Annotated in this window: 20 protein-coding genes; 8 read left to right on the forward strand and 12 right to left on the reverse strand. The window is 72.1% G+C overall.

Annotated elements, in window-relative coordinates; all coding sequences use genetic code 11:
• Window positions 1–48 precede the first annotated feature (48 nt).
• The 7 genes from ACZ6J5_RS05450 to rfbA form a co-directional block, all read right to left on the reverse strand.
• Window positions 49–672, reverse strand: coding sequence for an SCO2584 family spore wall biosynthesis protein (locus ACZ6J5_RS05450; RefSeq protein WP_469387858.1), 624 nt, complete (start codon window positions 670–672; stop codon window positions 49–51).
• Between the two features lie 77 nt (window positions 673–749).
• Complete coding sequence (locus ACZ6J5_RS05455; RefSeq protein ID WP_469387860.1) at window positions 750–2,033, reverse strand: glutamate-5-semialdehyde dehydrogenase; 1,284 nt, start codon at window positions 2,031–2,033, stop codon at window positions 750–752.
• A gap of 124 nt (window positions 2,034–2,157) precedes the next feature.
• Window positions 2,158–2,643 (reverse strand): hypothetical protein, encoded by a 486-nt coding sequence (locus ACZ6J5_RS05460; RefSeq protein WP_469387862.1) that lies wholly within the window; start codon window positions 2,641–2,643, stop codon window positions 2,158–2,160.
• Window positions 2,644–2,810: 167 nt separating this feature from the next.
• Entirely contained in the window at window positions 2,811–3,911 is a 1,101-nt protein-coding gene (gene proB / locus ACZ6J5_RS05465; RefSeq protein ID WP_469387864.1) for a glutamate 5-kinase, read from the reverse strand.
• A gap of 179 nt (window positions 3,912–4,090) precedes the next feature.
• A complete protein-coding gene (gene galE, locus ACZ6J5_RS05470) occupies window positions 4,091–5,080 on the reverse strand; it encodes a UDP-glucose 4-epimerase GalE (protein WP_469387866.1) in 990 nt (329 codons plus the stop codon).
• A 107-nt stretch (window positions 5,081–5,187) separates the two neighbouring features.
• The gene (gene rfbC, locus ACZ6J5_RS05475) at window positions 5,188–5,793 is read right to left on the reverse strand and encodes a dTDP-4-dehydrorhamnose 3,5-epimerase (protein WP_469387868.1); all 606 of its coding nucleotides are present in this window, start codon (window positions 5,791–5,793) and stop codon (window positions 5,188–5,190) included.
• A gap of 27 nt (window positions 5,794–5,820) precedes the next feature.
• Entirely contained in the window at window positions 5,821–6,699 is an 879-nt protein-coding gene (gene rfbA / locus ACZ6J5_RS05480; RefSeq protein ID WP_469387870.1) for a glucose-1-phosphate thymidylyltransferase RfbA, read from the reverse strand.
• Window positions 6,700–6,826: 127 nt separating this feature from the next.
• On the opposite strand from rfbA, the gene rfbB reads away from it, so the two are divergent.
• The 8 genes from rfbB (at window position 6,827) to ACZ6J5_RS05520 (ending at window position 16,122) form a co-directional block, all read left to right on the forward strand.
• Complete coding sequence (gene rfbB, locus ACZ6J5_RS05485) at window positions 6,827–7,816, forward strand: dTDP-glucose 4,6-dehydratase (RefSeq protein WP_469387872.1); 990 nt, start codon at window positions 6,827–6,829, stop codon at window positions 7,814–7,816.
• Window positions 7,813–8,691, forward strand: a complete 879-nt coding sequence (rfbD, locus tag ACZ6J5_RS05490; RefSeq protein ID WP_469387875.1) for a dTDP-4-dehydrorhamnose reductase — start codon at window positions 7,813–7,815, stop codon at window positions 8,689–8,691. Before rfbB ends, rfbD begins: the two co-directional genes overlap by 4 nt.
• On the forward strand, window positions 8,688–9,956 hold the full coding sequence (locus tag ACZ6J5_RS05495) for a lipopolysaccharide biosynthesis protein (RefSeq protein ID WP_469387877.1): 1,269 nt from the start codon (window positions 8,688–8,690) through the stop codon (window positions 9,954–9,956). Before rfbD ends, ACZ6J5_RS05495 begins: the two co-directional genes overlap by 4 nt.
• Before the next feature lie 140 nt (window positions 9,957–10,096).
• Entirely contained in the window at window positions 10,097–10,492 is a 396-nt protein-coding gene (locus tag ACZ6J5_RS05500) for a DUF2304 domain-containing protein (protein WP_362479953.1), read from the forward strand.
• Window positions 10,489–11,223, forward strand: coding sequence for a glycosyltransferase family 2 protein (locus ACZ6J5_RS05505; protein WP_469387879.1), 735 nt, complete (start codon window positions 10,489–10,491; stop codon window positions 11,221–11,223). The genes ACZ6J5_RS05500 and ACZ6J5_RS05505 overlap by 4 nt, the downstream gene beginning before the upstream one ends.
• Before the next feature lie 5 nt (window positions 11,224–11,228).
• Complete coding sequence (locus ACZ6J5_RS05510; RefSeq protein WP_469387881.1) at window positions 11,229–12,128, forward strand: glycosyltransferase family 2 protein; 900 nt, start codon at window positions 11,229–11,231, stop codon at window positions 12,126–12,128.
• 47 nt (window positions 12,129–12,175) lie between these two features.
• On the forward strand, window positions 12,176–14,443 hold the full coding sequence (locus ACZ6J5_RS05515) for a bifunctional glycosyltransferase/CDP-glycerol:glycerophosphate glycerophosphotransferase (protein WP_469387883.1): 2,268 nt from the start codon (window positions 12,176–12,178) through the stop codon (window positions 14,441–14,443).
• 59 nt (window positions 14,444–14,502) lie between these two features.
• Window positions 14,503–16,122, forward strand: coding sequence for a hypothetical protein (locus ACZ6J5_RS05520; RefSeq protein ID WP_469387884.1), 1,620 nt, complete (start codon window positions 14,503–14,505; stop codon window positions 16,120–16,122).
• Window positions 16,123–16,259: 137 nt separating this feature from the next.
• On the opposite strand, the gene obgE is transcribed toward ACZ6J5_RS05520, so the two are convergent.
• The 5 genes from obgE to ACZ6J5_RS05545 form a co-directional block, all read right to left on the reverse strand.
• On the reverse strand, window positions 16,260–17,699 hold the full coding sequence (gene obgE, locus ACZ6J5_RS05525; protein ID WP_469387886.1) for a GTPase ObgE: 1,440 nt from the start codon (window positions 17,697–17,699) through the stop codon (window positions 16,260–16,262).
• Between the two features lie 113 nt (window positions 17,700–17,812).
• Window positions 17,813–18,067, reverse strand: coding sequence for a 50S ribosomal protein L27 (gene rpmA, locus ACZ6J5_RS05530; RefSeq protein WP_030494090.1), 255 nt, complete (start codon window positions 18,065–18,067; stop codon window positions 17,813–17,815).
• A 14-nt stretch (window positions 18,068–18,081) separates the two neighbouring features.
• The gene (gene rplU / locus ACZ6J5_RS05535; protein ID WP_362479972.1) at window positions 18,082–18,402 is read right to left on the reverse strand and encodes a 50S ribosomal protein L21; all 321 of its coding nucleotides are present in this window, start codon (window positions 18,400–18,402) and stop codon (window positions 18,082–18,084) included.
• Between the two features lie 185 nt (window positions 18,403–18,587).
• Window positions 18,588–19,526 carry a UTP--glucose-1-phosphate uridylyltransferase GalU gene (gene galU / locus ACZ6J5_RS05540; RefSeq protein ID WP_469387889.1) on the reverse strand — a complete coding sequence of 313 codons (939 nt, stop codon included), beginning with the start codon at window positions 19,524–19,526 and terminating at the stop codon, window positions 18,588–18,590.
• 90 nt (window positions 19,527–19,616) lie between these two features.
• On the reverse strand, window positions 19,617–23,098 hold a 3,482-nt coding region (locus ACZ6J5_RS05545), incomplete at its 5' end, for an Rne/Rng family ribonuclease (protein ID WP_469387892.1).

Genomic DNA, 23,098 nt, shown 5'->3' on the forward strand with positions numbered 1-23,098 from the left:
GCGGCGCCGGGCCGGTCAGGAGCCGGTCGGGAGTCGGCCGGGGACCGCTCAGGGGGTGCCGGGCACGGCCGCCGGGACGGCGGGCAGGGCGGGCAGGGCGGGCAGCGCGGGCGCGACGGGCGGTGTGGGCACGGCGGCACCGGACGGGACGGCCCGGGGCTCGTCCACTCCGGTGGTGGCGGGCGGCGGGACGCGGTCCTGGCGGTTGGCCGAGGCGCCTCGGTAGACGGCGCTGAAGGCGAGGGCGACCATGCCGACGCCCATCACGAGGGCGAGCACCCAGGCGACCGGCCGGTGCCAGCGGGCGCTGCCCTTGTAGGGGCGCAGGGCGCCGCCGTGGGGGCCGTAGGGGCCGAAGTCGTCCTCGGCGGTGTCCGGGTCGTAGCCGTCCGCGTAGCGGCGCCGGTCGGGGTCGTGGGGGTCGTCGTAGAGCTCGTCGTCGGCGAGTCCGGCGACGGCCCGGGCGCGGGCCGCCTCGGCCTCGGCGCGGGCCTGGGCGGCGGCCAGCAGGCGCTCGACGGCGGTCGGCTCGTGGACGGTGGCGGCCCGGACGAAGTCCTCGTCGAACACCACGGAGGCGAAGTCGTCCGCGCCTCCGCGGTCGACAGAGCCCTCGGGGGCCTCGGGGTCTTCGCCGTTCGGGAACGGCGTGCCCCCCACGTCGTCCGGCACGGGTTCAGAGTAGACCTGGGAGGGGGTTTTGGGCAGGGAGAGCGCGAACTGTCCCTGCCCCGGACACCGGATTCCGGTTACCGGACGTGACCGTCGCCGGTCACGATGTACTTGGTGGAGGTGAGCTCCGGAAGGCCCATGGGGCCCCGGGCGTGCAGCTTCTGGGTGGAGATGCCGATCTCGGCGCCGAAGCCGAACTGTCCGCCGTCCGTGAAGCGGGTGGAGGCGTTCACGGCGACCGTGGTCGAGTCGACCAGCTGGGTGAAGCGGCGGGCCGCGGCCTGGGAGGTGGTGACGATGGCCTCGGTGTGGCCGGAGGACCAGAGCCGGATGTGCTCGACGGCCTTGTCGAGGGAGTCGACCACGGCGGCGGCGATGTCGTAGGAGAGGTATTCGGTCTCCCAGTCCTCCGGGGTGGCCGGCACGACGGTGGCCTTGGTGCTCTCGGCGCGGGCCAGCACCCGCTCGTCGGCGTGGACGGTGACGCCGGCCTCGGCGAGGGCGTCCAGGGCGCGCGGCAGGAAGGCGTCGGCGATGTCGCGGTGGACCAGGAGGGTCTCGGCCGAGTTGCAGACGCTGACCCGGTCGGCCTTGGAGTTGACCAGGATCTCGACGGCCATGTCGAGGTCGGCCTGGGCGTCGACGTAGACGTGGCAGTTGCCGGTGCCGGTCTCGATGACCGGGACGGTGGACTCCTCGACGACGGTCTTGATGAGGGAGGCGCCGCCGCGCGGGATCAGGACGTCGACGAGGCCCCGGGCGCGCATCAGCTCGCGGACGGAGTCGCGGGACTCGCCGGGGACGAGCTGGATCGCGTCGGCGGGCAGTCCGGCGCCGCCGACGGCGTCGCGCAGGACCCGGACCAGGGCGGTGTTGGAGGCGTACGCGGAGGAGGAGCCGCGCAGCAGGACGGCGTTGCCGGACTTGAGGCAGAGGGCGGCGGCGTCGACGGTGACGTTGGGCCGGGCCTCGTAGATGATGCCGACGACGCCGAGCGGGACGCGGACCTGGCGCAGGTCGATGCCGTTGGGGAGGGTGGAGCCCCGGACGACCTCGCCGACCGGGTCGGGCAGGGCGGCGACGTGCCGGACGTCGGCGGCGATGGCCCGGATCCGCTCGGGGGTGAGGGTCAGGCGGTCGATGACGGACTCGCTGGTGCCGGCCTCGCGGGCGCGGGCGATGTCCTCGGCGTTGGCCTCGACGATCTCGGCCGTGCGGACCTCCAGGGCGTCCGCGACGGCGAGCAGGGCGTCGTCCTTCGCCGCGCGCGGGAGTGGCGCGATTTCGGCGGCTGCCGCACGGGCCCGGTAGGCGGCCTGGGCGACCGGGGACATGTTGTCGAAGGGCGTGAGCGAGGTCATGCCCGCAGGGTACTGGCACCTCTGCGGACATCCCTCACGTATGCCCCGCCCGTCCCGTACCGCGAGACGCGTGCCCGGCGGCGGCCCGTCCGCCGGGCGGACGGCCGTCCGGCCGCGGACCCGGTCAGTACGGGTGGACGCCGACCGGGGCGGCGGGCGGCGGGCCGTAGCCCTCGGCGATCCGCTGGTGGTAGGTCTCCCGGTCGATGACCTCCAGGCCGACGATCTCCCAGGGCGGCAGCTTGGCGCTCTGCCGGTGCTCGCCCCACAGCCGCAGGGCGACGGCCGCGGCGTCGTGGAGGTCGCGGGCCTCCTCCCAGTAGCGGATCTCGGCGTGGTCGTTCGCGTAGCGGCTGGTCAGCAGGAAGGGGTGGTCGTGGGCCAGCTGTTCCAGGGCGCGGCGCACCTCCTTCAGCGGGGCTTCCGCGCCGGAGACGCTGAGGGTGATGTGCCAGAGCTTGGACAGCTCCGGCTCCGGGCCCTCGGTCCCCGTGGTCTCGTCTGTCGTCTCGGACTCGGCGAACTCGTCGAAGTCGGCTCCGGCCCCGACGCTCGTCAGGGCGCGTTCGGCCGACCCGCGGGGCAGTGCCCCTGGGCGCGCTCGTCTCACCGGCGGCCTCCTGTGTGATGCCTGTGCTGCGTGCTGCTGCGTGTACGCGTGCTGGTGTTCCCCGCCCTCTCCATGCCCCCGAGACAAAGTTGACCAGCCCTGGGCGGCGCGTGGGGTGGTTTTGGTAAAGGTCCCTACCGGATGACCAGACTTTCAGCCGTTTCGGTTCACATCACCACGAGGTCGTCGCGGTGGACGATCTCCCGCTCGTACTCCGGGCCGAGCTCCTTGGCCAGGTCGCGGGTGGAGCGGCCGAGGAGCCGGGGCAACTCCTTGGCGTCGAAGTTGACCAGGCCCCGGGCGACCGCGCGGCCCGCGGGGTCGCGCAGCTCGACCGGGTCGCCGGCGCTGAACTCGCCCTCGACGGCGGCGATTCCGGCCGCGAGCAGCGACTTCTTGCCCTCGACCACGGCACGGACGGCGCCGTCGTCGAGGACGAGGGCGCCGCGCGGGGTGGAGGCGTGCGCGAGCCACAGCAGCCGGTCGGCGGAGCGGCGGCCGGTGCGGTGGAAGTGGGTGCCGGTGTCGCGGCCGGCGAGGGCGTCGGCGGCGCGGCTGGCGGAGGTGAGGACGACGGGGATGCCGGCGGCGGCGGCGATCCGGGCGGCCTCGACCTTGGTGACCATGCCGCCGGTGCCGACCCCCGCCTTGCCGGCCGAGCCGATCTCGACGTGGGCGATGTCGGCGGGTCCGGTGACCTCGGCGATGCGGGAGGTGCCGGGCTTGGCCGGGTCGCCGTCGTAGAGGCCGTCCACGTCGGAGAGGAGGACGAGCAGGTCGGCGCGGACGAGGTGGGCGACGAGGGCGGCGAGCCGGTCGTTGTCGCCGAAGCGGATCTCGTCCGTCGCGACGGTGTCGTTCTCGTTGACGACCGGCAGCGCGCCCATGGCGAGCAGCTGGTCGAGGGTGCGGTAGGCGTTGCGGTGGCGCGCGCGGCGGCTGGTGTCGTCGGTGGTGAGCAGGACCTGTCCGACGCGGACGCCGTAGCGGGCGAAGGAGGCGGTGTAGCGGGCGACGAGCAGTCCCTGGCCGACGCTGGCGGCGGCCTGCTGCCGGGCCAGGTCCTTGGGGCGGCGGGTGAGGCCGAGTGGGGCGAGGCCGGCGGCGATGGCGCCGGAGGAGACCAGGACGATCTCCTTCTCGCCGCCGCTGCGGACCTTGGCGAGGACGTCGACGAGGGCGTCGACCCGGTCGGCGTCGAGGCCGCCGGCGGCGGTGGTCAGCGAGGAGGAGCCGACCTTCACGACGATCCTGCGGGCTTCCGTCACGTACTGCCTTGCCACTGTCACCTGCGTCGACCCCATCGTGCCTGTCCTGCTCGCCTCGGCTGCCGTCGCGCAATCTACGCGAACGCGTTTCCGTGGCGCCCCTGCATTCCGGCTGCTGGACCCGATCCGGCCACCGGCGGGCCGGTCCCGGCGGCGGGACCGGCCCGCCGCCGTGGCGCCTACTCCGGTCGCGGGACGGCGCCGCCGGTGTGGGCGGCCCAGGCCGAGGAGACCATCGAGCGGAGGTCGTGGCGGGCCTTCCAGCCCAGTTCGGCGGCGGTCCGCTCGGCGGAGGCCACCACCCGCGCGGGGTCCCCGGGGCGGCGGGCGACCACCTCGGGCTCGACGGCGATGCCGGTGACCTCGCCGATCAGGCCGATCATCTCCCGTACCGAGACGCCTTCGCCTCGGCCGATGTTGAGGGTGAGGTCGCGGTGGTCCCCGGCGGCGTCGAGCTCGGTGAGCCGGCGGGCGGCGGCCAGATGGGCCTCGGCGAGGTCGGCGACGTGGATGTAGTCGCGGACGCAGGTGCCGTCCTGTGTCGGGTAGTCGTCGCCGAAGATGAGCGGCGGCCGCCCCGTGTCGAGGCGCTCGAAGACCATGGGGACGAGGTTGAAGACGCCGGTGTCGGCGAGCTCGGGGGCGGCGGTGCCGGCGACGTTGAAGTAGCGCAGGCAGCCGGTGGCCATGGCGTGGGCGCGGCCGGCCGAGCGGACCAGCCATTCGCCGGCGGTCTTGGTCTCGCCGTACGGGCTGAGCGGCGCGCAGGGGGTGTCCTCGGTGACCAGCTCGGTGTCGGGCATCCCGTACACGGAGGCGGAGGAGGAGAAGAGGAAGGAGCCGACACCGGCCGCGGCGGCGGCTTCGAGCAGGACGGTGAGGCCCGTCAGGTTCTCACGGTAGTAGTGGAGCGGGCGTTCGACGGATTCGCCGACGGCCTTCTTGCCGGCGAGGTGGACGATGCCCCGGACGCCGTGCTCGGCCAGCACCCGGTCGAGGAAGGCCCGGTCGAGGACGGTGCCGCGCTCCAGCGGCACGCCCGCCGGGACTCTGTCCGGGTCTCCGGAGGAGAGGTCGTCCACGACGGCCACCCGCTCACCGGCCTCGGTCATGGACTTGACGACATGGGAGCCGATGTAACCGGCGCCGCCGGTGATGAGCCACGTCATTCGGGCAGCCTAACGCGAAGCGGTACGGAACGGCGGCGGCCCGGCGGATTCCCCCGAGGGGGCCGCCGGGCCGTCGTCACGAGCGTGGTGGAGCGGGCCGGGCGGCCTCAGCCGCGCTCGGCGAGCGAGGCGCGGAAGGCCACGCACTCCTCGTAGACCGGCAGGATGCCGGCCTCGCGCGCCTGGGCGAGGGTCGGGCCCTCGGCGTCCTTGGCGGACAGCTCGGGCACGCCGTCGACCGGCCACTCGATGCCGATCTCGGCGTCGAGCGGGTAGACCGTGCGCTCACGCTCGGGGGCGTAGCCCTCGGAGCAGAGGTAGGTGACGGTCGCGTCGTCGGTGAGCGCGCAGAAGCCGTGGCCGAGGCCCTCGGAGAGGTAGACGGCCTTGCGGTCCTGGTCGTCGAGGCGGACGGCCTCCCACTTCCCGAAGGTGGGCGAGCCGACCCGGACGTCGACGATGATGTCGAGCACGGCGCCGCGCACGCAGGTCACGTACTTGGCCTGGCCGGGCGGGACGTCGGCGAAGTGGATGCCGCGCACGACGCCGGCGGAGGAGACCGAGAGGTTGCCCTGCTTCAGGTTCAGCGGGTGGCCGACGGCCTCCGCCATGCGCTCGGCCTTGTACCACTCCAGGAACAGGCCCCGGGCGTCACCGAACTGCTGCGGGACGAACTCCCAGGCGCCCTCAATGCCGAGGGGGTTGACCTTCATGGATGGAACGCTCCTTCTTCGGCCTTCTCAGGCCTGGTCCGCCTCGTAGGCCAGCAGGTCGAGCAGGTAGTCGCCGTAGCCGCTCTTGGTGAGCGGCTCGGCCAGCGCGCGCAGCCGCTCGTCGTCGATGAAGCCCTGGCGCCAGGCGGCCTCCTCCAGGCAGCCGATCTTCATGCCCTGGCGCTCCTCGACCACGCGGACGAACTCGGAGGCCTGCACGAGCGACTGGAAGGTGCCGGTGTCGAGCCAGACGGTGCCCCGGTCGAGGACCGAGACCTGGAGCTCGCCCCGGTCCAGGTAGTGCTTGTTGACGTCGGTGATCTCCAGCTCGCCCCGGGCGCTGGGCTCCAGGTTCTTGGCGATCTCGACGACCCGGCTGTCGTAGAAGTAGAGGCCCGGCACCGCGTAGCGGGACTTCGGGTTCTTCGGCTTCTCCTCGATGGAACGGGCGACGCCGTTCTCGTCGAAGTCGACGACACCGTAGGCGGTGGGGTCGGAGACGGCGTGGGCGAAGACGACGCCGCCGTCGGGCTCGCGGTAGTCGGCGAGCTGCCGGCCGAGGCCGACGCCGTGGAAGATGTTGTCGCCGAGGATCAGGGCGACGGGCTCGTCACCGATGAACTCCTCGCCGATGACGAACGCCTCGGCGATCCCGTTGGGGTGCTCCTGGGTGGCGAACCGGATGTCGAGCCCGAAGTCGGATCCGTCGCCCAGCAGGCGCTCGAACTGCGGGCGCTCCTCCGGACCCGTGATGATCAGGATGTCCTTGATCCCCGCCATCACGAGGGTGGACAGGGGGTAATAGATCATCGGCTTGTCGAAGACCGGCATCAGCTGCTTCGACACGGCTCGGGTGATCGGCCACAGTCGGGAGCCGGTACCACCGGCAAGCAAAATTCCACGCATGGGCACGCAGCCTACGGCAGCCCCACCGGGCCCTTCACCTTCGCGCGGGTGACGACGGCCACGCCCGCCGCCGCGGCGGCGGCCACGGAACGGTGCGCGAAGGCCACCCCATAGAATGGTGGCCCTTATGAAGATTCTCGTCACCGGCGGCGCCGGGTTCATCGGTTCACAGTTCGTGCGGGCACTGCTCTCCGAAGAGCTGCCCTCGGGCAAGGGCGCCCAGGTCACCGTCCTGGACAACCTGACCTACTCCGGCAACGAGGCGAACCTCGCCCCGGTGGCGGACAAGCCCGGCTACACCTTCGTCCACGGTGACATCCGTGACTACGCGACCGTCGACGACGTCATGCGCGGCCAGGACGCGGTCGTGCACTTCGCCGCCGAGTCCCACGTGGACCGCTCGATCCTGGACTCCTCGCCGTTCGTGACCACGAACGTGCTGGGCACCCAGGTCCTGCTGGACGCCGCCAAGCGGCACGGCGTGGGCCGCTTCGTCCACGTCTCCACGGACGAGGTCTACGGCTCGATCGCCGAGGGCACCTGGACCGAGGACTGGCCGCTCGCGCCGAACTCCCCGTACTCCGCCTCCAAGGCGGGCTCGGACCTGCTGGCACTGTCGTACCACCGCACGCACGGCATGGACGTCGTGGTGACGCGCTGCTCCAACAACTACGGGCAGTACCACTTCCCCGAGAAGATGATCCCGCTGTTCACCACGAACCTGCTGGACGGGAAGAAGGTGCCGCTGTACGGCGAGGGCCTGAACATCCGCGACTGGCTGCACGTCTCGGACCACTGCCGCGGCATCGAGATGGTGCTGCGCGGCGGCCGGGCCGGTGAGGTGTACCACATCGGCGGCGGCACCGAGGTCACCAACAAGGAGCTCACCGGTCTGCTGCTGGACGCCTGCGGCGCCGGCTGGGACATGGTCGAGCACGTCGAGGACCGCAAGGGCCACGACCTGCGCTACTCCCTGTCGATCGCGAAGATCCAGGAGGAGCTCGGCTACGCGCCGCAGGTCACCTTCGAGCAGGGCCTGGCGAGCACCGTGCAGTGGTACCGCGACAACCGCGCGTGGTGGGAGCCGCTGAAGGCGAAGGCGGCGCTGTCCGCATGAGCCGCTGGCTGATCACGGGGGCGGCCGGGATGCTCGGCCGCGACCTCGCCGAGGTCCTCGGGGAGGCCGGCGCGGAGTACACCGCGCTGACCCGCGAGGAACTCGACATCACCGACGCCGCCGCGGTCCGCGCGGCGGTCGCCGGCCATGACGTGGTGGTCAACGCCGCCGCCTGGACCGACGTGGACGGCGCCGAGACCGAGGAGGCCGCGGCCACCCGGATCAACGGCGACGGCCCGCGCGCCCTCGCGGCGGCCTGCGCCGAGTCCGGCGCGGTGCTGATCCAGGTCTCCACGGACTACGTCTTCCCGGGCGACGCCACCGAGCCGTACCGGCACGACGCCCCCACCGCCCCGGTGAACGCCTACGGCCGGAGCAAGCTGGCCGGCGAGCTCGCCGTCGCCGAGCTGCTGCCCGAGCGCGGCTACGTGGTGCGCACCGCGTGGCTGTACGGGGCGCACGGCCGCAACTTCGTGTCGACGATGCTCGGCCTGGCCGAGCGGCTCGACACGGTGGACGTAGTCGACGACCAGCGCGGCCAGCCGACCTGGACCCGCGCGCTGGCCCGCCAGCTGCGCGAGCTGGGCGAGGCGGCGCTGGCGGGGAAGGCCCCGGCGGGCGTGTACCACGGCACGGCGTCCGAGACGGCGACCTGGTTCGACCTGGCGCGGGCGGCCTTCGAGCTGACCGGCCTGGACCCGGAGCGGGTGCGGCCGACCACCTCGGAGAAGTTCGTGCGCCCGGCGCGCCGGCCCTCCTTCAGCGTCCTCGCGCACGAGCGCTGGGCCGAGGCGGGTGTGGCGGCCCAGCCGCACTGGCGTGAACAGCTGACTGAGGCACTGCGGGTGATGGCTCCGGGACGGTCCGGCGCGTGAGCCTGCTCGACCGGATCTCCACGGCGCTGCCCCGCGGCACCGCCTTCGTCGGCATCGGCACCGCGGTGCTCGGCGGAGCCAACTACGTCCATCTCGCGGCGGCGGGCCACTCGCTCTCCGTCGACGACATGGCGAGCTTCTCGGTCCTGTGGACCGCGGTGGCCTCCATCGGCCTGGGCCTGTTCTTCCCGGTCGAGCAGGAGGTCACCCGGGTGGTCGCCGCCCGGGTGGTGAACGGCGACGGGGTGCTGCCCGTGCTGCGGCGCGGGGCGGCGCTCTCGTTCGGCCTGCTGGCGGCGGTGCTGCTGCCGCTGACGGTGTTCTCGGGGCCGCTCGCGGACGTCTTCTTCCACGGCGACCGGAGCCTGGTCCTCGCGGTGGGCGGCGCCTTCGCGGCGCTGGCCTGCGCGCATGTGACGCGCGGGATACTGGCCGGGCTCGGCCGCTTCGAGGCGTACGGGCTGCAGCTGGGCCTGGACGGCCTGCTGCGGATCCTGCTGTCGGTGGGGCTCGCGGTGTCGGGGGTGACCTCGGCGTTCGTCTTCGCCGCGGTGATGACCGTGGCGCCGCTGATCGCGGTGGCCGTGACGCTGCCGCCGGTGTTCCGGGGCTCCAAGGCGGGCTCGACGGCGCACTGGCGGGAGCTGATCGAGCACCTGGGGCTGCTGGTCGGCTCGACGCTGCTCGCGCAGGTGCTCGTCAACATCGCGGTGATCAGTACGAAGCTGATCTCCACGGACGACAGCGCCCTGGTGGCCGCACTGCTCTCGGCGCTGGTGCTGGCGCGGGTGCCGCTGTTCGCGTTCGGCGCCTTCCAGGCCTCGCTGCTCGCGGGGCTCTCCACGGCGCAGGCCGAGGGCGACTCCTCCGCGTACCGCCGGATGCTGCTGCGGGCCTCCGCGCTCACGGCGGGGCTGGGGACGGCGTTCGGGATCGGCGCGGTCGCGCTGGGGCCGGTGCTGCTGCCGGTGCTGTTCGGTTCGCCGGACGTGCTGGGGCCGGTGGACTTCGCGTGGCTGTCGCTCGGCACGATGTTCTACATGCTGGCGATGGTGCTCGGCCAGGCGCTGCTCACGAGCGGCGCGGCGAGACAGCAACTGCTCGCCTGGGTGGTGGGAACGGCCGTTCTCCTGGCGGTCACCCTCAGCCCCCTGGAGCTGCGGACAAGGGTCGAAATCGCCTACGCGGTGGGGTCACTCGCCGTGGTCGCCTACATGACCCTCGTCCTTCGCTCTCGTGTAGGCTACCGTTCGGTGCACTCATAGGAATGATCACCATTCCCTCACTCTCCGTGACCATCGCGACGGACAGTGGACTGCAATCCGGTGGCTCCTTCTCCAGCCGCCCACCCCTGGAAGAGTAGACAGGCCCTTTCCATGAGTCGTCCCATACACCGGAGCCACGCATGAAGCTGTGGATGCTGACTTCGGTCACCGGAGTCTTTCTCGTCGCGTGCATCGTGGAGCTGCTGCGGCGTCGCAAGCTCAAGGAGAAGTACGCGTTCCTGTGGGTGCTCACCGGCCTGGTGATCATCCCGCTCGGCTTCTTCCCGACCGGCCTGGACTCCATCGCCCGCGCGGTGGGCGTGGCCTCCGGCGTCAGCCTCATCCTCTTCCTCAGCGTCGCCTTCCTCTTCATCGTCTGCCTCCAGCTGAGCTGGGAGGTGGGTCACCTCGAAGAGGAGGGCCGCACCCTTTCGGAGGAGGTGGCGCTGCTCCGCATCGACGTGACGGAGCTGCGCAAGGAGTTGGCGGACAGGCCGAAGACGGCGGACACGGCCGGGCAGGGGAGCGCCAAGTGATCGACGGCAAGCGCGTATTGATCATCATGCCGGCGTGGAACGAGGCCGAGGGCGTCGCCGACGTCGTCAAGGAGGTCTACACGACCCTCCCCGGCGTCGACGTCCTCGTCGTCGACGACGGCTCCAAGGACGACACCAGCGCCGTGGCGCGCGGCGCCGGCGCGACCGTGATGACCCTCCCGTACAACCTGGGCGTCGGCGGCGCGATGCGGGCCGGCTACCGCTACGCGCACGACCGCGGCTACGACGTGGCCATCCAGGTCGACGCCGACGGGCAGCACGACCCGCGCAACGTGCCGGAGCTGCTGGCGCGCCTGGAGGCCGGCGCGGACCTGGTCATGGGGGCCCGCTTCGCCGGCACCGGCGACTACGAGACCCGCGGCCCGCGCAAGTGGGCGATGCTCGTCCTCGCGTTCTGGCTGTCCCGCATGGCCAAGACCAAGCTGACCGACGTCACCTCGGGCTTCCGCGCCTCCAACCGCGACCTGATCGACGTCTTCGCGCACTGGTACCCGGTGGAGTACCTCGGCGACACGGTGGAGTCCTCCATCGCCGTGGTCCGGGCCGGCTACCGGATCGAGCAGGTGCCCGTCGCGATGCGTCCGCGCGCGACCGGCACCCCGAGCCAGTCGCCCTGGAAGGCCACGCTCTACCTGGGCCGCATCGGCATGATCCTGCTGCTCGCGCTCAGCCGCCGCTCCGCCCTCGGCCCCAAGGGGAAGAAGAAGTGACGTCGGTGCGCACCCTGGACATCATGCTGCCGCACTACGGCGACACCGGCCTGATGCAGGCCGCCGTCCGCAGTGTGCTCGACCAGACCGACGAGGACTGGCGGCTGACCGTCGTCGACGACGGCCGGGAGGAGGGCGTCCCCGAGTGGTTCGCCTCCCTCGGCGATCCCCGGGTGCGCTACCAGCGCAACGAACAGAACCTCGGCATCACCAAGAACTTCCGCAAGTGCGTGGATCTCGTGGAGTCCACGCACTTCTCGATGCTCGGCAGCGACGACCTGCTGCTGCCGACCTACGTCGAGACCATGCGGGCCGCGATCGAGGCCGAGCCCGGCGCGGCGATCTACCAGCCGGGCGTCGAGGTCATCGACGAGAACGGCGCCCCCTCCACCTCGCTGGGCGACGAGGTCAAGAAGCGGCTGTACGCGCCGAAGGACGAGGGCCGCCGGCTGGTCCTGTCCGGCGAGCCGCTGGCCGCGAACCTGCTCGGCGGCAACTGGCTCTACTTCCCGTCCATCGTGTGGCGCGCCGACGCCGTCAAGGCGGTCAGCTTCCGGGAGGACCTCTCGGTCATCCAGGACCTGGCGCTGATCATCGAGCTGATCAGGCGCGGCGAGCGGCTGGTGGTCGAGCCGACCCCGGCCTTCCGCTACCGGCGCCACTCGGGAAGCCTCTCGTCGGCGGAGGCCGTCTCCGGCGCCCGCTTCGGCGAGGCGGTCCGCTTCTTCAACGAGGTGGCCGACGAACTCGACGCCCACGGCTGGCCGAAGGCCGCGCGCGCCGCGCGTCGGCACCTGTCCATGCGACTGCACGCGCTGACAATGGTTCCCGGGGCACTGCGCCACGGCCAGACGAAGACCATACGCACGCTCCTCGGCTACGCCCTGTCCACGGGTCAGCGCTGACCCGGCGGTCATGCCCTGTCTCCCCCATCAGATTTCACGGTACTGAGATGACACAGACGCAACCCTCCTCCGGCTCCGAAGCACCCCTGTTCAGCATCGTCGTTCCCACGTACAAGGTGCAGGCGTTCCTGCGGGACTGCCTGGACTCGGTGCTGGAGCAGTCGTTCCGCGACTACGAGCTGCTCGTCGTCAACGACTGCTCGCCGGACGGTTGCGGCGAGATCATCGACGAGTACGCCAAGGCCGACCCCCGGGTCGTGGCGATGCACCTGGAGCAGAACGTCGGCCTGGGCCGGGCGCGCAACGCCGGCATGGCCCGCGCCAAGGGCAAGTACCTGCTCTTCCTCGACAGCGACGACACGATGCTGCCCGGCTCGCTCCAGGCCATCGCCCGCCGCATCGCCGAGACGGACGACCCCGACCTCGTCGTCTTCGACTACTCCCGCACGCACTGGGACGGCCGCATCACGCCGAACTCCCGCGCCGACGTGCTGGCCGAGGCGGCCAAGAAGGGCGTCTTCTCGCTCAGCGACCAGCCGGAGCTGCTGAACCTGCTCCAGGTCGCGTGGAACAAGGCGTACCGCCGTGACTTCCTCGACCGGTGGGGCTTCCAGTACCCGTCCGGCTACTACGAGGACACCCCCTGGACGTACCCGGTCATGATCGCCGCGGAGACCATCTCCGTGCTCGACCGCGTCTGCGTCTACTACCGCCAGCGGCGCCAGGGCAGCATCCTGCACAGCACCAGCCGCAAGCACTTCGACGTCTTCGACCAGTACGACCTGGTCTTCGCGTTCCTCGCCGACAACCCTCGGTTCGCGGAGTGGCAGGGCGTGCTCTACGAGCGCATGGTCAACCACTTCCGGGTCGTCGACGCCTCCCCCGGCCGGCTGCCCGACGACGCCCGCGCCGAGTTCCGCGAGCGCTGGGCCGAGGCCGAGGCGCGGCACCGGCCGCAGGGCCACCGCCCCGCGCCGAAGAGCAAGGCGCAGATGATCCCGGCCAAGCACCGGGCCAAGGCCCGCAAGACGGTCCGCTCGCTGAAGCAGAAGAAGTCGGTGCCCGCGAAGCTCAAGAAGAAGCTGCGCAAGCGCATCCTGCAGACCTACTACCGCGCCCAACGGATGCTCCCGGTCCAGCAGGACGTGGCCGTCTTCGCCGCGTACTGGAACGGCGCCTACTCCTGCAACCCGGCGGCGATCCACGAGAAGATGAAGGAACTCGCGCCGGGCATGAAGGCGGTGTGGATCCTCAAGAACGACGCCACCAGCCGCCCGCCGAAGGGCGTGCCGACCGTGCACCCGGGCTCGCTGGGCTTCTGGAAGGCCATGGCGCGCGGCAAGTACTTCGTCAACAACGTGAACTTCCCGCCCTCCATCGTCAAGCGCGAGGGCCAGGTCCACCTGCAGACCCACCACGGCACCCCGCTCAAGCGCATGGGCGTCGACCTGGCGGAGTACCCGGTCGGCCGCGGCGGCATGAACCTGGTGCGCCTGATGGACCGCGTGGACCGCTGGGACTACAGCCTCACGTCCAACAGCTTCTCCACCGCCGCCTGGGACCGCGCCTACCCCTCGTACTACGAGGCGCTGGAGTACGGCTACCCGCGCAACGACCGCCTGGTGAACGCGACCGCCGCCGACGTGGCCGCGGCCCGCAAGAAGCTCAAGATCGCCGACGGCACCAAGGTCATCCTGTACACGCCGACGCACCGCGACTACCACGACGGTGCCAAGCAGATGCTGGACCTGGAGCGCTTCGCCGAGACGCTGGGCTCCGAGTTCACCCTGCTGGTGCGCGCGCACTACTTCTACGACCAGAACCTGCTGGCCGGCGGCTCCGGCGGCAGCGCGCGGCTCGTGGACGTCAGCGCCCACCCGTCGGTCGAGGAGCTGTACCTGGCCGCGGACTGCCTGCTCACGGACTACTCGTCGGTGATGTTCGACTACGCGAACCTCGACCGGCCGGTCGTCGTCTACGCGAACGACTGGGAGGTGTACCGCACCACGCGCGGCACCTACTTCGACGTCACCGTCGACTCCCCCGGTCTGACCGTGCAGACGGAGGCCGAGCTCCTGGAGGTCTTCACCTCGGGCCGCTGGAACGGTCCGGAGTCGGACGAGGCCCGCGCCGCGTTCCGCCGCACCTTCTGCGAGTTCGACGACGGCCGCGCGGCCGAGCGCGTGGTGCGCAAGGTGTTCCTGGGTCAGGACGAGGTTCCGCCGGTTCTCCCGCTCGGGGAGCGCCCGGTGGCACCGCGTCCGGGGCAGCCGGAGGCGTCCGAGGCCGCCCCGCGTGATCGACAGACGGTCTGAACCGACTAACCTGTTCGACTGTCCCGAACGTCCATCCACGATGCCCAGCGGAGCCGAGTGTGAAACTCCCGCGCAACGCCTTTCTCACCAAGCAGTGGGAGAGGATCCCGGAGAAGCGCAGACTGCCCGTCGCGGTCTTCGCCACCACCCAGATCCTGTTCCTGCTCTGGTGGGCGGCGTTCTTCCCCGGCGCCCTGAGCTACGACTCGATCACCTATGTGTGGCACGTCACCACCAACCACTGGGAGTCGAACCACTCGGTGGCGTACGACGGCCTGGTGTGGCTGTCGCTCAACACCACCGGTGATCTGTGGATCCTGACGCTGGCCCAGACGGTCGCGATGTCCGCGACGCTCGCCTACTGCTCCGTCACCCTCCGGGACTGGGGGGTGCGGCAGCGGTGGGCGGCCGTCGCCACGAGCGTGCCGGCGCTGCTGCCGCCGACCGCCGTCTTCGTGATCTTCGTCTGGAAGGACGTGCCGTTCGTCATCGGCGCGATCCTCGCCTTCGGCGCGGCGGGCCGGCTCGCCGCGCGGCGGGCCGCCGGCCGTCAGGCCGTCCGGGACAAGGCCTTCTACCGCACCGTCGGGCTGCTCTTCCTGGGCTTCCTGATGCTCGCGGTCTTCCGCAACAACGGCATGCTGGTCGCGGTCGTGGCCGCGCCCATCCTGCTGATCGCGCTGCCGTCGATGCGCCGCTGGGTGCTCGCGGCGACGGCCGTGCCGGTGCTCATCTTCGGCCTGCTGACCAGCGTGATCTACCCGTCGGCCGGGGTGAAGACCCCGCCGAAGGACGCCGTGTACGCCTTCTTCTACGCGGACATCGCGGTCGCCTACGGGCAGCGCCCCGGCTTCTTCACCAAGGAGGACAAGGCGCTGATGGCCAGCATCGCGCCGCTGTCCCACTGGAAGGGCCGCGCGGCCAACTGCTACAACGCCGACTGGGCGATGGAGTCCCCGCCGATGAACCGGCCGCTCGCGGCCGAGCGCAACGACGAGCTGATGGCCCTGTGGCAGCGGGTCCTGAAGCGGACCCCGGACCTGGTCATCGGCGCCCGCGTGTGCCGCGCGCACATCGCCTGGGCCGTCTTCCCCGGCCCGAAGGAACTGCGGGCGAACACGCTGCTGAGCGACCCGCAGACCTCGAAGACGCTGTTCAGCTACCTCAAGTGGAACGAGGACATCAAGCACAGCGAGTACCGCTCGAAGCTGAAGATCCGCCCGCTGTCCGAGCCGCTGCACGCGGTCGCCGACTTCTCGTGGCGCGCCTTCAAGGTGCCGCAGCTCCAGTGGCTGCTGTTCCGCGGCGCGATCTGGTGCTACGCCACGTACGCGATCGTCCTGCTGTTCCGCCGCCGCACGAAGGCCAAGGGCACGCTGGCGCTGCTGTCGGTCACGCTGGGCCTCCAGCTGACCGTCCTGGCGGCCAACCCGGCCCCGCTGTGGCGCTACATGATCGGCCCGATCTTCATCGGCATCATGATCCTGCCGCTGCTGCGCGCCAAGCCGGACTTCGGCTCGGGCGACCCGGCGGAGCCGACGAAGCCCGAGGACTCCGCACAGCCCGAGGGCGCCGCCGAGGCTCCCGGGGCCACGGACGCCCCGGAGCAGCCGGAGAAGCCGACCCGAGGCACGTCCGCGGAGCGCGGCACGACCCCGGAGCCCAACCCGGTCGCATGACCCGCACCTGACGCACCGAAGGCCCCCGCCGGACATCCCGGCGGGGGCCTTCGTCGTACGAGGAGCGCCTCCGCCGTACGGCGAAGGCCCCCACCGGTACACCCGGCAGGGGCCTTCGCCGTACGGCGGCCGTTCGCCTAGAACGGGTCGAACTCGTCGTACTCGCGCTGCGGGTCGGCGCGCTCCGCATCGCGGTCGCGGCGGCGCTGGGCGGCGGGGCGGGGGGCCTCCAGGCGGTGGTCCTCGCCTCGGCGGCCGAGCATCTCGGCGCCGGCCATCATCGAGGGCTCCCAGTCGAAGACGACCGCGTTCTCCTCGGAGCCGATCGCCACGCCGTCCCCGGCGCGGGCGCCGGCCTTCATCAGCGCGTCCTCGACGCCGAGGCGGTTGAGGCGGTCGGCCAGATAGCCGACGGCCTCGTCGTTGTTGAAGTCGGTCTGGCGGACCCAGCGCTCGGGCTTCTCGCCGCGCACCCGGTAGACCTCTTCGGTCTGGTCGTACGTGACGGTGAAGCCGGCGTCGTCGACCGCCTTCGGGCGGATGACGATACGGGTCGCCTCCTCCACGGGCTTGGCCGCGCGGGCCTGGCCGACGATGCCTGCGAGGGCGTAGGACAGCTCCTTGAGGCCCGTACGGGCCACGGCGGAGACCTCGTACACCTGGTAGCCGCGCTCTTCGAGCTCCGGGCGGATCATGTCCGCGAGGTCCTGGCCGTCCGGGATGTCGATCTTGTTGAGGACCACCAGGCGCGGGCGGTCCTCAAGGCCGCCGTACTGCCGCAGCTCCTCCTCGATGATGTCGAGGTCGGAGACCGGGTCGCGGTCGGACTCCAGCGTCGCCGTGTCGAGGACGTGGACGAGGACCGAGCAGCGCTCGACGTGGCGCAGGAACTCCAGGCCCAGGCCGCGGCCCTGGCTGGCGCCGGGGATCAGGCCGGGGACGTCGGCGATGGTGTAGACGGTCGAGCCGGCCGTGACCACGCCCAGGTTCGGGACGAGCGTCGTGAACGGGTAGTCCGCGATCTTCGGCTTGGCGGCCGACAGGACGGAGATCAGCGAGGACTTGCCCGCGCTCGGGTAGCCGACGAGCGCCACGTCGGCGACCGTCTTGAGCTCCAGGACGACGTCGCCGGCCTCGCCGGGCTCGCCGAGCAGCGCGAAGCCGGGGGCCTTGCGGCGGGCGGAGGACAGCGCCGCGTTGCCGAGGCCGCCTCGGCCGCCCTGGCCCGCGATGTACGTGGTGCCCTGGCCGACCAGGTCGGCGAGGACGTTGCCCGCCTTGTCGAGGACGACGGTGCCGTCGGGCACGGGCAGGACGAGGTCCTGGCCGTCCTTGCCGGAGCGGTTGTCACCGGCGCCGGGCTGCCCGTTGGTGGCCTTGCGGTGCGGCGAGTGGTGGTAGTCCAGGAGTGTGGTGACGGCCTGGTCGACGACCAGGATCACGTCGCCGCCCCGGCCGCCGTTGCCGCCGTCCGGGCCGCCGAGCGGCTTGAACTTCTCCCGGTGGACGGAGGCGCAGCCGTGGCCCCCGTTACCCGCGGCGACGTGCAGCTCGACGCGGTCCACGAAGGTGGTCATGGTTCTGTGCCTCCAGATACGCAAAAAACAGGTGGAATGTCTATCTAGTAACACGCGAAAGGCGGACCCGCTTCCCTAACGGGAAGTGAGGTCCGCCTCCGCAAAGCTTCCGATCAGGCGACCGGAACGATGTTCACGACCTTGCGGCCACGGAAGGTGCCGAACTGCACCGAACCGGCCTGCAGGGCGAACAGCGTGTCGTCGCCGCCACGGCCCACACCCGAACCGGGGTGGAAGTGGGTGCCACGCTGGCGGACCAGGATCTCACCCGCGTTGACGACCTGACCGCCGAAGCGCTTCACGCCGAGCCGCTGGGCGTTGGAATCGCGACCGTTCCGGGTGGACGATGCGCCCTTCTTGTGTGCCATTGCTCAGTCCCTCTTTACTTCGCGGCCGTCGGGATGGACGTGACCTTGATCGCCGTGTACTGCTGACGGTGACCCTGGCGACGGCGGTAGCCGGTCTTGTTCTTGTAGCGCAGGATGTCGATCTTGGCGCCCTTGTGGTGGTCCACGACCTCGGCCTCGACCTTGATGCCGGCCAGGACCCACGGGTCGCTGGTCACGGCGTCGCCGTCGACGACGAGCAGGGTCGAGAGCTCGACCGTGTCGCCAACATTGGCGGTGGAAATCTTGTCAACCTCAACGATGTCGCCGACAGCAACCTTGTGCTGGCGACCACCGCTGCGCACGATGGCGTACACGCGGATCTCTCTCTCACTCGGAAATCGGGACCTCTGATGCCAGCCGCCCGCACGCGCGAGCCTGGGGCCCGGCGGTCCGGAATCGGTCGAGCGGCCTCTCCCGGAGACCGGGAGGGAGGTGCTCAGAGGGTGTGGCGCAATCAGACACGCCGACGGTCTAGGTTACGGGCGGCTCCCGCAGGGGGTCAAATCCCAGCCGGGTCGCCCGCGGCGTCGGCCGCGGAGGTCTCCGCGACGAAGCCCTTGAGCCAGGCACGGAAGTCCGGCCCCAGGTCCTCGCGCTCGCAGGCCAGCCGCACGATGGCCCGCAGGTAGTCGCCCCGGTCGCCGGTGTCGTAGCGGCGGCCCTTGAAGACCACGCCGTGCACCGGGCCGCCCAGCGTCTCGTCCGCCGCCATCTTCTGGAGGGCGTCGGTGAGCTGGATCTCGCCGCCCCGGCCCGGCTCGGTCTCGCCGAGGACGCCGAAGACGGCCGGGTCCAGGACGTAGCGGCCGATGATCGCGTAGTTGCTCGGCGCGTCCGCCGGGTCCGGCTTCTCGACCAGCCCGGTGATGCGTACGACGTCGGCGTCGGCGGTCGGCTCGACGGCAGCGCAGCCGTACAGGTGGATCTGCGCCGGGTCGACCTCCATGAGCGCGACGACGCTGCCGCCGCCGGCCGCCAGGACCTCCAGCATCCGGGCGAGCAGCGGGTCGCGCGGGTCGATCAGGTCGTCGCCGAGGAGCACCGCGAAGGGCTCGTCGCCGACGTGCGGCTGCGCGCACAGCACGGCGTGGCCGAGCCCGCGCGGGTCGCCCTGGCGCACGTAGTGCATGGTCGCCAGCTCGCTGGACTCCTGGACCCGGGCGAGGCGCTCGTCGTCGCCCTTGCGGGTGAGCGCCTCCTCCAGCTCGTAGTTCCGGTCGAAGTGGTCCTCAAGCGGGCGCTTGTTGCGGCCCGTGATCATCAGGACGTCCGACAGACCCGCCGAGACCGCCTCCTCCACCACGTACTGGATGGCCGGCTTGTCGACGACCGGCAGCATCTCCTTGGGCGTGGCCTTCGTGGCGGGAAGGAAGCGCGTGCCGAGACCGGCGGCGGGGATGACGGCCTTGCGCACCTGGGGGGCGGGGGTGTTGTTCATCGGGCTGTTCCTGGTTTCCGATCGGGGTCAAAACCGTGTGGACCGTCCCCGGGAGGAGGACGGTCCACACGGACTGCGTCGGGGACTGGGTCAGTCCTGCGCGGGGGCCGCGGTCTTCTTCACGGCCTTCTTGGCGGTCGTCGTCTTCTTCGCCGCCGTCTTCTTGGCCGCCGTCTTCTTCGTGGCGGCCTTCTTGGCGGTGGCCTTCTTGGCGGCCGTCTTGCGGACCGCCTTCTTGGCCGCCGGAGCGGCCTCGGCCTCGGCGGGAGCCGCGTCGGCCGGAGCCTCGGCGGGCGCCTCGGCGGCGGGGGCCGAAGCCACCACGAGCACGGCGGCCTCCTCGGCGCCGGCGGGCGCGCCGGCCGGCGCGGTGGCCTTGCGGACCACCCGGCGGCGGGCCCTCGGCGGGGCGGCCACGGGGGCCTCCTCGACGGCGGGCTCGGCGACCGGGGCTGCCTCGGCGGCGGGCGCCGGGGCCTCCTCGGCGGCGACGGGCTCGGCCACCGTCTCGGCGACCGGCTCCGGGGTGGAGACCACCGGGGCGGACACCTTACGGGTGGCACGGCGGCGGGTCCGGGGCGCGGGCGCCTCGGGCGCCTGCTCCTCGGCCACCGGGGCGGCCTCGACGGCCGGGGCCTCGGCGACGGGGGCCGGGGCCTCGGCGACGGGCTCCGGCGTCGGCTCGGCCTTCGCCTCCGGGACGACGACCTCGAAGGTCTCCGTCTCGGTGACGGCCGGCGCGGCGGCCCGCTCCGGCGCCGTCGCCCGGCGGGTCGCCCGGCGGCGGCCACGGCCACGGGTCGCGGCGGCCTCGGCCTCCGCGGCGCTGCCGTACAGCTCCTCGTCCGCGGCGATCGGCTCGGGCAACGCCACCGGGGCGGCGAGCTCGGCGGCCAGCTCGGCCTCGGTCTCGGCCGGGGTCTCGTGGACCTCGGTCTCGTGGGCGTGCTCGTGCTCGTGGGCGTGTCCGTCGCCGCCTCGGCCGCGCTTCTTCGAGCGCTTGCCGCCACCGCCGCCACCGTGGGTGGCGGGCTGCTCCATGTGGACGATGACGCCGCGCCCGTTGCAGTGGACACAGGTCTCGGAGAAGGACTCCAGGAGGCCCTGGCCGACCCGCTTGCGGGTCATCTGGACCAGGCCGAGCGAGGTGACCTCGGCCACCTGGTGCTTGGTCCGGTCCCGGCCCAGGCACTCCAGGAGGCGGCGCAGCACCAGGTCGCGGTTGGACTCCAGGACCATGTCGATGAAGTCGATGACGACGATGCCGCCCAGGTCGCGCAGCCGGAGCTGGCGCACGATCTCCTCGGCCGCTTCGAGGTTGTTCCTCGTCACGGTCTCTTCGAGGTTGCCGCCCTGGCCGGTGAACTTGCCGGTGTTGACGTCGACGACGATCATCGCCTCGGTCTTGTCGATCACCAGGGAGCCGCCGGAGGGCAGCCAGACCTTGCGGTCCAGCGCCTTCATCAGCTGCTCGTCGATCCGGTACGTCGCGAAGACGTCGACCTCGCTGGTCCACTTGGACAGGCGGTCGGCCAGGTCCGGGGCGACGTGGTTGACGTAGCCGTGGATGGTGTCCCAGGCGTCGTCGCCACTGACGATGACCTTGGAGAAGTCCTCGTTGAAGATGTCGCGGACGACCCGGACGGTCATGTCGGGCTCGCCGTAGAGCAGGCTCGGCGAGGACGTCGAGATCTGCGCGGCCTTCTTCTGGATGTCGGCCCACTGCGCCTGCAGGCGCTCGACGTCGCGGCGCAGCTCGTCCTCGCTCGCGCCCTCGGCGGCGGTGCGCACGATGACGCCCGCGTCCTCGGGGACGATCTTCTTGAGGATGGTCTTCAGGCGCGCGCGCTCGGTGTCCGGCAGCTTGCGGCTGATGCCGGTCATCGAGCCCTCGGGCACGTACACGAGGTAGCGGCCGGGCAGCGAGACCTGGCTGGTCAGGCGGGCGCCCTTGTGGCCGATCGGGTCCTTGGTGACCTGCACCAGGACCGACTGGCCGGACTTGAGGGCGGCCTCGATGCGGCGCGGGCCGTGGCCCATGCCGAGCGCCTCGAAGTTGACCTCGCCGGCGTACAGGACGGCGTTGCGGCCCTTGCCGATGTCGACGAAGGCGGCCTCCATCGACGGCAGCACGTTCTGGACCTTGCCCAGGTAGACGTTGCCGACGTACGAGGTGGCCTGCTCCTTGTTGACGTAGTGCTCGACGAGCACGTTGTCTTCCAGGACGCCGATCTGGGTGCGCTCGCCGTTCTGGCGGACGACCATCACGCGCTCGACGGCCTCGCGGCGGGCCAGGAACTCGGCCTCGGTGATGATCGGGACGCGGCGGCGGCCCTGCTCGCGGCCTTCGCGGCGGCGCTGCTTCTTGGCCTCCAGGCGGGTGGAGCCCTTGATGGACTGGACCTCGTCGGAGGGCTCGCCCTTCTCGCGCGCCGGGCGGGGCTCGCGGACCTTGACGACCGTGCGGACGCCGTCCTCGTCGGTGCCCTCGGCGTCGGTGGAGGCGTCACCGCTGCGGCGACGGCGACGGCGGCGACGGCGGGAGCTGCTGCTGCCCGCGGCGGTGCCGTCGTCCTCGGCGTCCTCGGCCTCGTCCTCGGCGTGGAGCTCGTCGGCCTCGTCGGCCTCCCCTGACTCCTCCGCCTCCTCGGCCTCCTCGATCTCGGCGAGCTCGCCGCGGCGACGGCGACGGCCGCCCCGGCGGCGACGGCGGGACGGGCGGTCCTCGTAGTCGTCGGTGTCGTCGGCCTCGGCGGCGTCGACGGCCTCCTCCGCCTCGGGGGTGGACTCGACCTCGGGCTCGTCGGCGACGGTGGCCGGGACGGGCTCGACGGCGACGGGCTCGCCACGGCGGCGACGGCGGCGGCGCGAGCCGGTCTCGGCGGCCTCGGGGGCCTCCACGACGGCCTCGGCGACGGCCTCCGCGACCTCGGCGTCCTCGGTGAGCTCCTCCTCGGCCTCGTCCTCGGCGGCCTCGGCGGCGGCGATGTACGCGGCCGTCTCCGGCGTCTGGAACATCGGCTCGGTGAAGACCGGCGGCTGGAACACGGCGACGGCGGGACGCGCGGCACGGCGGGTGCGGGGCGCCTCGGCCTCGGCGGACGGCTCGGCGGTGAACTGCGGCGAGGTGGCGCGGCGGCGGGTGCGGCCACGGCTGGCGGCCTGCTCGGCGGCGGCGACCTCGGCGGCGTGCGAGGCGATCTCCTCGACGGTGTCCGCGGGCAGCGCCTCGCCGGAGGTCTCGGCGGCGATCTCGGCGGCGGCGTCGGGGGTGACGACGGGCGCGGCGGCCTTGCGGGTGGCGCGGCGACGGGTGCGCGGGGCCGGAGCGGCCTCCTCGGCGACCGGCGCGGCAGCCTCGGCGGCCTCCACGACCGGCGCGGCCTCGACCACCGGCTCCGGCGACGTGGCCTTACGCGTGGCCCGGCGACGGGTGCGCGGGGCGGGGGCGGCCTCCTCGGCGGCCGGGGCGGGAGCCTCGGCGACCGGCGCGGCAGCCTCGGCGGCCTCCACGACCGGCGCGGCCTCGACCACCGGCTCCGGCGACGTGGCCTTACGCGTGGCCCGGCGAC

Source organism: Streptomyces sp. NPDC042100 (assembly GCF_055582325.1).